Consider the following 11,384-nt stretch of genomic DNA (forward strand, 5'->3'; position numbering starts at 1 on the left):
GATGCCGACACCTCGCAGGCAGGCAGAGATGCCTCTCTTTCATTGACAAAGATCAATGTTCCGGCCGTCGTCGGAGAAAATTGACCTGTATCAAGGCTGGCGGTGCCGGGTATCCGCATCGTCCGGACTGACAGGGACGGATGTGGGTCGATCGGCCTCGTTGGCGCAGAATCCGTTCGAGCCGTCGGCCCCGGTGGGTGCCCCCAGGTAGATCACGCGCCGATTGTTTACCCAGGAGGGGATCTACCACGAACGCTCCGGAGTGCATCATGAAGCAACATCCTCGCGGACCGAGTCCCACGGGCCTGGCGCGGCTAAGTCTCGCCTTTGGGCTCCTCACCCTTGCCGCGACGGCCGACGCGGCGCGTCCGGCCGGGCAGGCAGGGGTCGACTGGGGCGATCCACGCGGCGAAGAGTGCGTAGATTGTCATATGACCGAGAGCCCCGGACTCTACTGGGAATGGAATCACAGCGCGCACGGTCAGTCCGGCGTGAACTGTCTCGACTGTCATCAGCGCGAAGAAGGCGCGATCGATGCGTTCAAGCACGAGGGCGCGTTCATCTCCGTCGTGGTGACGCCGAAGAACTGCTCGACCTGTCATCAGACCGAGTTCGAAGAGATGGATGGATCCCATCATGCCAAGGGTGGGGAGATCCTCGGCTCGTTGGACAATCTGCTCGGGGAGGTGATCGGGGGGCCCGCTGCGGTCAACGCCGGCTGTAAGCAGTGCCATGGCGCAAAGCTCGAGTTCTTCACCGAAGGCAAGAACCGGGGGCGCCCGACCCCGGGGACTTGGCCCAACACCGGGATCGGCCGAATCAACCCGGACGGCAGCCTCGGATCCTGCACGGCCTGCCATGGTCGGCATCGGTTCTCCCGCGCCCAGGCGCGCACGCCCGACACCTGCGGCAAATGCCATGTCGGACCCGACCATCCCCAGATCGAGGTCTATAACGAATCCAAGCACGGGATCATCTACCGGGCCAAGACGGACGAGATGAACCTTGAATCTGACAAGTGGGTTGCGGGTGTCGACTACTCGGCCGCGCCGACCTGCTCGACGTGTCACATGAGTGCCGGCCCGGGGATCGAGAAGACCCACAATGTCGGCGAGCGCATCTCCTGGACCCTGCGTCCCCCGATCTCGACCAAGATCAACCTGGTGAAGCTGGAGAGCGGACAGGAGTTCGACGTCCCCGAGGGAAAGGAGATTCCCAAGGTCGGCGACGAGGCCAAGGGCTCGACAGTGATCGAGGTGCTCACCTGGAAGGATCGCCGCGCCAAGATGGAGAAGGTCTGCTTCGGGTGTCACGCCACCAACGTGATCGAGGGCCACTACAAGCAGTTCGACGACGTCGTAGACCTCTATAACGACAAATTCGCCAAGCCGATCGCTGCGGTCATGGATCGACTGAAGGACGGTGGGTACATCACGCCGGCGCCCTTCGACGACAAGATCGAATGGACCTGGTGGGAGATCTGGCATCACGAGGGCCGGCGTGCCCGACACGGTGCTTCCATGAGCGGACCTGACTACACCTGGTGGCACGGGATGTACGAGGTCGCTCAGCACACCTACTTCAAGTGGATCCCCGAGCTCAAGGACGTGGTGCGCGAGAAGGACGGAAACGAGGAATTCGCCGTTGCCATGCTGAAGGAGCACTTCGCGCCCATCGAGGGGCACGACTGGTACTTCAACGGTATGAGCAAAGAGCAGCTGGAGGTCGTGCGCAAGGGATTCGAGGCCCGCTACGGCAAGGGCTCCCTGAAGTAGCCTGATCCTCGACCGGCGCGGCCGGGGGCGTTTGCCTCCCGGCCGCGGTCCGGGCGAGCCCTCCGCTCCTCGACTCGCGTGGGGGGGGCAACTCACCTGATCCGCGAGTGAAGCGCGCCGTCTCCAGCCGAACCCGGTCGATGAAGCGCCGAGTCGGGACACGCTGCGTCAGTCTCAACCGACTCCGATTGCCGGGGAGCATCAATGCACCTGATCCGCTTACCCCTCGCGCTGCTCCTGCTGTTTCCCTTGAACCTCTTTGCCGCGGACGCCAGCGCATTGGTCAGAGACGGCGAGGCCAAACTGCGCGCCGGTGACATCGAGGCCGCCGCGGCTGTCCTGCAGGAAGCGGTGACCCTCGACCCGTTGTCCGCCTTGGCCCGACTGCGCCTTGGCGGTGCGCTCCTCATGCAGCAAGACTACCTTGCGGCAATCGAGCGGTTTCGCGAGACGGTCAGGCTGGATGCGGACAACGCCGCCGCCTTTGTCGGGATGGCGGTTGCCTACCTGCACAGCGCCCGCTACGAGCTCGCACGGGCCGCACTCGAAGAGGCGATCCGCATCGACCCGGCAAAGCGCCGGGAGGCGGGGCCTCTGCTTGCCTACATCGAGCGCGCGACGCGCCGCTGACCGCGCCTACGCCCTGCGACCGTCGTCTGCTGGCCGGCGGTGCCCCGCGCTCGACCATCCGCAGCCCGTGGGCAGCCAAGGGTCCATCTTCGGGATGGCTTCTGCCCGGGTGTCCGCGTGCCGTCTATGCGGCGAAGTCGCCTCCCTGAGGAGGTGACGGCAGGCGATCGACCCTCCCGGTCACCGCCGCCCGGTTGACAGCAATGTCTGCACTCGCCCAGAGTCCTGCCAATTGATTCCTGCGCGGTTGCACTGACATGGAACGGCTCTCTGAGATCGCTGATCGATTTCTGACGCAGGCCCCGGCCTGCGACTACTGGACCCTTCGGCTGGTGGAAGAGGACTTCGACCATCTCGAGGTCCGCCAGGGCGTGGTCGAGCCGAGTCGCCTCGCATCCGTTCTCGGGGCCATGGTCACCCTGGTGAAAGGTGGAGGAATCGGCTACGGCGCGACCAGCGACATCAGCCCCGCGGGTCTGCGCGCGGCCACCCGGCGGGCTGCGGACTGGGCGGAGGTGCATAGCCGACTCGGCCTGTTCGATGCCGACATCTTTCCACGAAGCAGCACCCGTGCGGACTATCGCACACCGATCCAGGAGGCCTGGGTCTCGATGTCGGTGTCTGACAAGCTCGACCTCTTGCAGGCGGCCAATCGGGCCCTGAGGCTGGACGAGCGGATCGTCGACTGGTCCGCCTGGCTCTCGCGCAGGCGGGTCGCCCAGCTCCTCGTGACGGGTGACGGGGGACGCGTGTCTCAGGTCTGGGACTTCGTCCACCCGGGTCTGGTCGCCGTGGCCAACGCGGGGAGCCAGACTCAGCGACGGCACGGTGCTGGGGCGGACTGGGCCCAGCAAGGCGGGCTGGAGCGGGTCGCTGCCGTGCGTCTGCTTGAGGAGGCACCTCGGGTGGCCTCGGAAGCGCTCACACTCCTCGACTCCCCGGAATGTCCGCAGGACATCCGGGATCTGATCCTTCTGCCAAGTCAGATGGTCTTACAGGTCCACGAAAGCATCGGGCATCCACTGGAGCTCGATCGTATCCTCGGCGATGAGCGCAACTATGCGGGCACGAGCTTCGTCACGCCCGGGATGTTCGGTCGCTATCGCTATGGCTCGGAGCTCCTCAATGTCACGTTCGACCCGACGGTACCGTTAGAGCTGGTCTCCGGCGTCACCGACGACGAGGGGACGCCGGCGCGTCGCGAGTATCTGATTCGGGACGGCATCCTGGAGCGGCCGCTTGGCGGCCCCTTGTCCCAAGCACGCGCCGGTCTGCCGGGGACCGCAAGCACGCGCGCCAGCGGCTGGGATCGCCCACCGATCGATCGGATGGGCAATATCAATCTGGAGCCCGGCGAAGGCAACCTTGCCGATCTGATCGCACAGGTCGAGCGCGGGGTTCTCATGGACACCAATCGCTCATGGTCGATCGACGACAGCCGCAACAAATTTCAGTTCGGCTGCGAGCTTGGCAGGTTGATCGAGGACGGCGAGCTCAGGGGATTGGTCCGCAATCCCGGGTACCGCGGGATCTCGGCCACATTCTGGCGCAGCCTCCACGGGGTCGGCGGTCTGGAGACCCTGGAGGTCCGCGGGGTGCGCAACTGCGGCAAGGGCGAGCCCAATCAATCGGTTTACGTCGGTCATGCGGCGCCGCCCTGTCTGTTTCGCGACGTGTCCGTCTTCGGAGGTGGTGAGTGAACGCCGACGCCTTTTTCACTCTCGCCGATCGCTTGAATGCGCGATTGACCGGCGCTGAGGTTCTGTTCTGCGGGATGTCGAGCGAGGTCTCGGACTTTGTGCGCCTCAACCGCAACCGGATCCGTCAGGCCGGGCATGTGCATTCCGCAGCGCTGGCGCTGACGCTGATTGAAGGCACGAGGCAGGTCGAGGGCAGCTGCGATCTGTCCGGGGAGCCGTCCCATGACCTCACGCGCGCGCAGCAGCTGCTCTCGAGTCTGCGCGGCCGCTTGCGGCATGTCCCTGCCGATCCCTACCTCGATTACTGCAGGGAGCCCGATGAGAGCTGGCGTCGCTGCGGCGACCGAGCCCCCGACCCAGCCGAGGCGATCGGCTCGCTCGTCCAGGCTGCCGCAGGGATGGATCTGGTCGGGATCTGGGCAAGCGGTGATATCGGTGAGGGCGTGGCGAGCTCCGTCGGACACCGTCACTGGCACGAGAGCGCCAGCTTCAACCTGGATTGGAGCTGTCATCTGGAGGCGGACAAGGCGGTCAAGGGCGCCTACAGTGGCTTCCAGTGGAACCCCGAGGTCATGCGTCAGCGGGTCGAGGCGATGCGCGACGGCATTGGGTTGATGGCGCGCCCGGCGCGGACGATCGAGCCCGGGCGCTATCGCGCCTATCTCGCGCCCAGCGCCCTCAATGAGCTCATGGACCTGCTCTCCTGGGGCGGTTTCGACCTCAAGAGCCATCGCACCAGCCAGACGCCCCTGTTGCGTATGGCGCGCGGGGAGCGAGCCTTCGCTCCCGGGGTCGGAATTCACGAGGAGCATGAGCGCGGGTTGGTGGCCGGCTTCACCCCCGAGGGGTTTCGGATTCCGCCGCGGGTGACCCTGGTGGAAGGCGGCGGCTTCTCCGGTTGTCTGGTCGATGCACGTGCGGGTAAGGAGTATGGCGAGGTGGTCAATGCCGCGAGCGGCAGCCCGAGCTCGCTCGGGCTTGACAACGGAACACTCGAGACCGGGAATGTCCTTGGCCTTCTCGATACCGGCCTCTGGATCGGCAATCTCTGGTACTGCAACTGGTCGGATCCGAACGACTGTCGGGTGACCGGCATGACCCGGTTCGGGACCTACTGGGTTGAGCGCGGGGAGATCGTCTCCCCGGTCCGGGTGATGCGCTTCGATGACAGCCTGTATCACCTGCTCGGCGACCGCCTGGAAGGTCTGACCCGCGAGCGCGAGCTGATCCTCTCCGCACAGACCTACGAGGGGCGCTCGACCGACAGCGCGCTGCTGCCCGGGATACTGGTGTCGGGGATCGACCTGACGCTCTAACGGGTCCTGGTCCGGGCCGCCGACCCGGGTCCAGATCGAGCGTGCGGCCGGCTGTCCGGGCCACCGACCCGGCACAGAGGCGTTGGAGGAGCTCAACATGGTGGCAGGCCTCGATGAAAAACTTGAGCCGATCTATCAGGATGTCTTGCGCCGCAACCCCGGCGAGACGGAGTTCCACCAGGCGGTGCGGGAGGTCTTGGAGACCCTTGGCCCGGTCCTCGTCAAGTTCCCGGAGTTTGCGGAGCAGAAGATCATCCAGCGCATCTGCGAGCCGGAGCGTCAGATCATCTTCCGTGTCCCCTGGCAGGACGACAGCGGCCGGGTTCAGATCAATCGCGCCTTCAGGGTCGAGTTCAACAGCGCGCTCGGTCCCTATAAGGGCGGATTGCGGTTCCACCCCTCCGTGTATCTGGGAATCGTCAAGTTTCTCGGCTTCGAGCAGATCTTCAAGAACGCCCTGACCGGCCTGCCGATCGGCGGCGGCAAGGGAGGCAGCGATTTCGATCCGAAGGGTAAGTCAGATGCCGAGGTCATGCGTTTCTGCCAGAGTCTCATGACCGAGCTCTATCGCCATCTCGGAGAGCACACCGACGTGCCCGCGGGCGACATCGGTGTCGGTCATCGCGAGATCGGTTATCTGTTCGGCCAGTACAAGCGCATCAGCAACCGTTACGAATCCGGCGTCCTCACCGGGAAGGGTCTGGCCTGGGGCGGCAGCCGGGCCCGCACCGAGGCGACGGGTTACGGGACCATCTTCTTCCTCGAGGAAATGCTCAAGGTGCGCGGCGATTCGCTCGAGGGGAAGACCTGTGTGGTTTCCGGCTCGGGCAACGTCGCCATCTATGCGATCGAGAAGGCGATGGCGCTCGGGGCTCGGATCATCGCCTGCTCCGACTCGAACGGTGCGGTGATCGATCAGGCGGGGATCGACCTGGATCTCCTCAAACAGATCAAGGAGGTCGAGCGGCGGCGGATCCGCGTCTATGCCGAGGAGAAGGCGAGCGCGACCTATCTCGAGGGCGGGAGCGTCTGGACCGTGCCATGTCAGGTCGCGCTGCCCTGCGCCACGCAGAACGAGCTGACCGCGAAGGATGCCGAGGTCCTGGTCAAGCAGGGGTGCATCGCGGTGGCGGAGGGCGCCAACATGCCGACGACGCCCGAGGGGATCCAGGTCTTCCTGGATGCGGGCATCGCCTTTGGCCCGGGAAAGGCGGCGAATGCGGGTGGCGTGGCGACCAGTGCGCTGGAGATGCAGCAGAATGCCAGCCGCGACTCCTGGACCTTCGACTATACGGAGCAGCGCCTGCGGGAAATCATGACGAACATCCATCGCACCTGTTACGAGACCAGTGAGGAGTTCTGCGCACGGGGCAACTATGTGGTCGGCGCCAACATCGCAGGTTTCCTGAGGGTCGGGCATGCCATGGCGGCCTTGGGGTTGATTTAGAAGCCTGTCTGGCTCCTTCCAGGTGCATTGCCCCAATGTTCAAGCCCGCGACGCGCTCTTGCGTCGATTTGTGGAGGACGTGGGCGCCTGGCGTCCAACCGGGGCCTTCTTCACAGGTCAGCGTCGGAATTTAGGAGATCAAACAAATTACGCCAGGCGTACAGTGATTGGCATTCGGTTGCCCTGGCATGTCGATCGAGGCACCCCCGTCTCGGCACAGCCGGCTCGACAACCCTAAGTCAGGCCGAAGAATGCCCTGCCGGCGCTTGCTCCGTGCCTCCTTGGAGACCGCGGAACAGCGGCTCTGAGATTCAATTGGGCGGGAGACGAAGGACCGCTTGGCAGGACTTGGCGGACCTTAGGTGAGACGCTATGTTGGCCTGCCCAAACCGGCCGATGCAAGGGCAAGGTTCTGGGAATCTTACTTTCCCAGAGTCGCCTGTCCTGGACCGCGAGCGGTGTTGAGTGGGCGTGATAAAGGTTTGCTGCTATTGGAGAAATTGCATATTGAACCCGGCGAAGATCTGCCAATCGGGCTGACCCGGGCCTCTGTACGCGACCGACGCCTGGGGCTCGACGAAGACGTTGAAGACGGTCTTGTCCCGCTTGATGACCTGGCCGATACCTAGACCTAAGGGCATGCTGTAGGCGTCGTTCTCGAAGTTGTAGACCCAGATGGGCGCCGAGCGCAGATAGAGGCCCTTGCCGAGCTGGTAGAAGGCAAAGGGTTGGAAGGCGCCGGCATTGACGTCGGCGCGGTCGTCGCTGCCGGCGAAGCTGCCCTGCCAGGTCAACAGATAACCGTACTGTAACCGCTTCGACCGACCGTCGAAGAGGACATTGGCGAAGCCCGCGGACCACTTCTCGGAGCCGAGCCGCTCGTCCGGGGCGGTCGGCGCGGTGATCTGGGGACCGAAGCCGAAGCTCACCGCCGGGTTACCGGTATCGAAGAGATAGGCGGCGAAGACGTTCAGGTCACCGATGCCGGTCGCGAGGTCACCGTTTCCGGCCACCGGGAAGGTGTTGACCGGCAGGGATGCGCGCATCAGCCAGTTGGTGCCCGCTAGCGTGAAGGGCTTGGCGAAGCGCACCCAGAACTGGTTGCCGTCCTTGTCGGTGTCGGTGATCCGGCCGATGTAATAGTCCTGGAAGTTCAGCGCCGTCATGTTGGCCAAGGGGTTGTTGGCCTGGGCAGCGGCATCGCCGCCACCCTCGGCCCCGGCCGCGGACCCGGTCAGTGCGACGGCGAGCAGGATGCCCGCCGTGAGACGCGGCAGTATCCCTGCCGTGCCGGGCGCAGAATGTGAGGCTGTCTGGCGGACTTGACGCTCGAGCATTACGAATACCTGTCGCTTGCGACGAATTTCGAACGAGTCCCGCCGGTACCCTGGGCGCCGGTCGGGGCTCGCGAGCAGGGATTGCTGTCCCTTAGTTACCGGTCGGCACGGGGATGCTGACGCCGTCTTTCTCCAGCTCGTCCCGCACCCACTGGAAGCGCTGGTACTGCGTGAGCGTGATTGGACCCGAGTAGCTCTCGCTCTGCAGCTTGCGCGGCGGATACTGCACGTAGGTCTTCATCAGGTCCTTGATCGCCTCGCTGATGGTGACCATGGTCCAGGTGCGCTCGGTGTAGTTGTTCATGAAGATGTCATAGCGCTCCTGCGGATCGGCCCAGAGGTCGAAGACCTGAGGTACGGTGGCGACGTACTTCTCCGCGCCCTTCCAGCCGACGTTGCTGTCGACCGCGAGGCCGCCGGTGGCCTGGCCATCGTCGCCGCGCAGATTGAAGACGGCCTTGTAGTTGCCCACGCGCGCCGCGCCGGGGGTGAGCTCGTTCTCGGTGAAGTAGAACCACGAGGTACGCGGATCCTTGCCGGTTCCGAACAGCACCGGCGAGATGTCGTAGCTGTCGAAGATGATCGGCTGGCCTTCGCGGTCCTTCTCAGGCAGCTTGATCCCCGCCACCGAGGAGAAGGTGGCCATCAGGTCCAGACCGCCGACGATGTCGTGGTTGCGCGCACCGGCCTTGATCTTGCCAGGCCAGACTGCGATCGCCGGCACCCGGTTGCCGCCCTCGCGCACCGTCCCCTTGGTGCCGCGGAAGGGGGTGTACCCCGCATCCGGATAGACGTCCTGCCAAGCACCGTTGTCGGTGGTGTAGAAAACCAGGGTGTTGTTGTCCAGACCCAACTCCTTGAGCTTGTCCATGATGTGCCCGACGCGGGTGTCGAGCTCGACGATCGAGTCGGCATACTTGCTCTTGGACAGCGACTTGTGCTCGTACTGGGGCGCCGGCATGTTCGGCTGGTGAACCTTCATGAAATTGACGTTGATGAAGAACGGCGTGCTGGGATCCTTCGCCGCCGTCTCGAGAAACTCGATCGCCGCCTTCTCCACGTAGCCGTCGAAGAAGGGGATGCCGACGACGCCATTGGGATAATTCACGCCGTGGAGCGTGACGTTCTCATTGGGCTTATCGACGTACTGCCCATTGATCTTGAAGTCTTCGGTCGCCTTCTCGCCCGCCTTGCCCGACAGCGAGCCGATCGTCACCTTCTCGAACATGGCCCGCAGCTCGGGATCCATGTCGGGGAACCACGTCGGGTCGGCGTAGGTGTAGGCGTTCAGGTGATACAGGCCCACGTACTTCATCTCGTCGTAGCCCTGGGCGTTGGGCAGGGCGTAGTCGGCCTCGCCGAGGTGCCACTTGCCGGTAAAGTAGGTCTGGTAGCCGGCCTGCTTGAGAACGGAGCCCAGGGTCCATTCCGCCTTCGGAAGCCCGCCGCCCTGGCCCTGGAAGGCCACCGTGGTCATGCCGCTACGGTTGGGGATTCGGCCCGTCTGCATGGCCGCGCGACCCGGGGTGCAGCTCGGCTGGGCATAGAAGTCGAAGAAGGTCATCCCCTCGTCTGCCATCTTGTCGAGATTGGGCGTGGGCATGCCGCGCCCCTCACCGCCGCCATAGACGCCGATGTCACCGTAACCGTGGTCATCGGCCACGATCAGGAGGATGTTGGGCTTCGCGTCGGCCAGCGCGAAGCCCGGGGCGGTGGCCACCAGGAGTGTGGCGAACGCCCCCGAGGCCAAGATTGTGCTTCTGCTCATATCGATCTCCGGGTTGATGGAATGGCTCTTCGGAAACCAGTGAGCTGTCTCTGTGCGGAGCAGCCCTTTCTTACTTGTCGAAGGCGAAGACCCGCGCCCAGTCGTTCTTCATGCTGATCACGACCCAGCCCTTTTGTTTGGCCTCTGCCATGAGGGATTCCGGGAAGGTGCCGAACTTGGTGTCCGGCAGGCCGTTTGCCGGACCATAGGCATACTCGCGCTCGGCGTCGTCGTGGAAGACCAGCATCATCAGACGTCGGCCGCTCCCGGCGCCCGTCCACTCCAGCATCTCACGGTCTCCGGCGGAGTTGCCGAAGGCGGCGATCGGCCGCCGGCCGATGAACCTGTTGATGCCGACCGGCTTGCCGGTCTTGTCGTCGATGAAGTCGATCTTTGGCAGGCGGATCAGCTCCGGCTTGCCGTCCCTGATCTCGTATTGGGTCTCGATGCTGGAGCCGATCACCTGCTCGGGTGGCACCCCGTAGACCGGTTCTGACATCGGCCGCATGAACTCGATGCCGCCGCCGGAGACAATATAGGTCTTGAAATCGTTGGCGCGCAGATACGCGAGGAGCTCGAGCATCGGCTTGAAGGTCAGCTCGGTATAGGGCCGTTTGAAGCGCGGATGGCGCGCCTCTGCGAGCCAGTCCTTCACGACCGCCTCGAACTCAGCGGTGCTCATCCCGGCATGGGTGGCCATGACCAACTCGACCAGACCCTTCTCGCCTGCCGCCCCCAGGGCCTCGAGGTCGCTGTCGAGCACGGCGCTGAAGGGCTGCGTGTCCGTCCACTCCGGGTGCTGGGGCGCCAGCGCCTTCACCCGGTCCAGCGCGAAGGCGAGCTGGGTGTACATCGGGTGCTCGGTCCACAGGGTCCCATCGTTGTCGAAGGTGGCGATGCGCTCCTCGGGCGGCACGAAGTCAGGACTCGTCTCGTTGGTGGTGGCGTGCACGAACTGGAGGATGGCCTGTTTGGCAGGCCCGTCCTTCCAAGAGGGCAGAGGTTCCGTCTCGGCCATGGCCCGGGCACCGAATGCGAGACTCGCGGCGAAGGCGAGCACGGAGGTGAGGAAGAGGCGTCGAGGGGATCTCATGGCAGGTCCTCTGAAACACGCGGGAAGATTCGGTTTGGGTGAGGCGAATCGCCGGTCGGGCGAGAAGCTGACAGGCCGTTACGCCCGGCCCGCTCGAAACGGATCCGCGGTTCGAGGGCTCGTGCCGGGACCCGCGCTCGGGCCCCCGGCTGATCCTAGTCAGAGGCAGCGGACAGGCCTATCGCCGCAGCGCGGGTTGGACCTGCCGGAATCTCCATCGGTCAAACCAGAGGGCGATCGTCGTACGCCCCAGCAGGTCCGCGATCAGGAACGCGGCTGCGATCCCTGTCATGGACTTCAAATCCGGGAAGACATCGC

The 11,384-nt window shown here is 64.6% G+C and carries 8 protein-coding genes; 5 read left to right on the forward strand and 3 right to left on the reverse strand.

Annotated elements, in window-relative coordinates; translation table 11 throughout:
* The first annotated feature begins 269 nt into the window (after positions 1-269).
* The 5 genes from LJE61_RS01425 (at position 270) to gdhA (ending at position 6,868) form a co-directional block, all read left to right on the forward strand.
* Positions 270-1,775, forward strand: coding sequence for a multiheme c-type cytochrome (locus tag LJE61_RS01425; RefSeq protein WP_296911078.1), 1,506 nt, complete (start codon positions 270-272; stop codon positions 1,773-1,775).
* A 204-nt stretch (positions 1,776-1,979) separates the two neighbouring features.
* Complete coding sequence (locus LJE61_RS01430) at positions 1,980-2,405, forward strand: tetratricopeptide repeat protein (RefSeq protein WP_296911075.1); 426 nt, start codon at positions 1,980-1,982, stop codon at positions 2,403-2,405.
* Positions 2,406-2,662: 257 nt separating this feature from the next.
* Entirely contained in the window at positions 2,663-4,105 is a 1,443-nt protein-coding gene (locus LJE61_RS01435) for a TldD/PmbA family protein (RefSeq protein ID WP_296911073.1), read from the forward strand.
* Complete coding sequence (locus tag LJE61_RS01440) at positions 4,102-5,421, forward strand: metallopeptidase TldD-related protein (protein ID WP_296917176.1); 1,320 nt, start codon at positions 4,102-4,104, stop codon at positions 5,419-5,421. The genes LJE61_RS01435 and LJE61_RS01440 overlap by 4 nt, the downstream gene beginning before the upstream one ends.
* Before the next feature lie 97 nt (positions 5,422-5,518).
* Positions 5,519-6,868, forward strand: a complete 1,350-nt coding sequence (gene gdhA / locus LJE61_RS01445) for an NADP-specific glutamate dehydrogenase (protein ID WP_296911069.1) — start codon at positions 5,519-5,521, stop codon at positions 6,866-6,868.
* A gap of 488 nt (positions 6,869-7,356) precedes the next feature.
* Here the strand turns inward: gdhA and LJE61_RS01450 are convergent, their stop codons facing one another.
* From LJE61_RS01450 to LJE61_RS01460, 3 genes are all read right to left on the reverse strand, one after another.
* On the reverse strand, positions 7,357-8,205 hold the full coding sequence (locus tag LJE61_RS01450; RefSeq protein ID WP_296911067.1) for a hypothetical protein: 849 nt from the start codon (positions 8,203-8,205) through the stop codon (positions 7,357-7,359).
* 91 nt (positions 8,206-8,296) lie between these two features.
* A complete protein-coding gene (locus tag LJE61_RS01455) occupies positions 8,297-9,973 on the reverse strand; it encodes an arylsulfatase (RefSeq protein ID WP_296917178.1) in 1,677 nt (558 codons plus the stop codon).
* A 70-nt stretch (positions 9,974-10,043) separates the two neighbouring features.
* On the reverse strand, positions 10,044-11,066 hold the full coding sequence (locus LJE61_RS01460; RefSeq protein WP_296911063.1) for an HAD family hydrolase: 1,023 nt from the start codon (positions 11,064-11,066) through the stop codon (positions 10,044-10,046).
* Between the last annotated feature and the right edge of the window lie 318 nt (positions 11,067-11,384).

This window comes from Thiocapsa sp. (assembly GCF_022340925.1).
Classification (GTDB): domain Bacteria; phylum Pseudomonadota; class Gammaproteobacteria; order Chromatiales; family Chromatiaceae; genus Thiocapsa.

Excerpts from the sequence above, each read along its gene's own strand:
- LJE61_RS01425 (WP_296911078.1), top strand. The coding sequence starts at position 270 with ATGAAGCAACATCCTCGCGGACCGAGTCCCACGGGCCTGGCGCGGCTA.
- LJE61_RS01430 (WP_296911075.1), top strand. The coding sequence starts at position 1,980 with ATGCACCTGATCCGCTTACCCCTCGCGCTGCTCCTGCTGTTTCCCTTG.
- LJE61_RS01435 (WP_296911073.1), top strand. The coding sequence starts at position 2,663 with ATGGAACGGCTCTCTGAGATCGCTGATCGATTTCTGACGCAGGCCCCG.
- gdhA (WP_296911069.1), top strand. The coding sequence starts at position 5,519 with ATGGTGGCAGGCCTCGATGAAAAACTTGAGCCGATCTATCAGGATGTC.
- LJE61_RS01450 (WP_296911067.1), bottom strand. The coding sequence starts at position 8,205 with ATGCTCGAGCGTCAAGTCCGCCAGACAGCCTCACATTCTGCGCCCGGC.
- LJE61_RS01455 (WP_296917178.1), bottom strand. The coding sequence starts at position 9,973 with ATGAGCAGAAGCACAATCTTGGCCTCGGGGGCGTTCGCCACACTCCTG.
- LJE61_RS01460 (WP_296911063.1), bottom strand. The coding sequence starts at position 11,066 with ATGAGATCCCCTCGACGCCTCTTCCTCACCTCCGTGCTCGCCTTCGCC.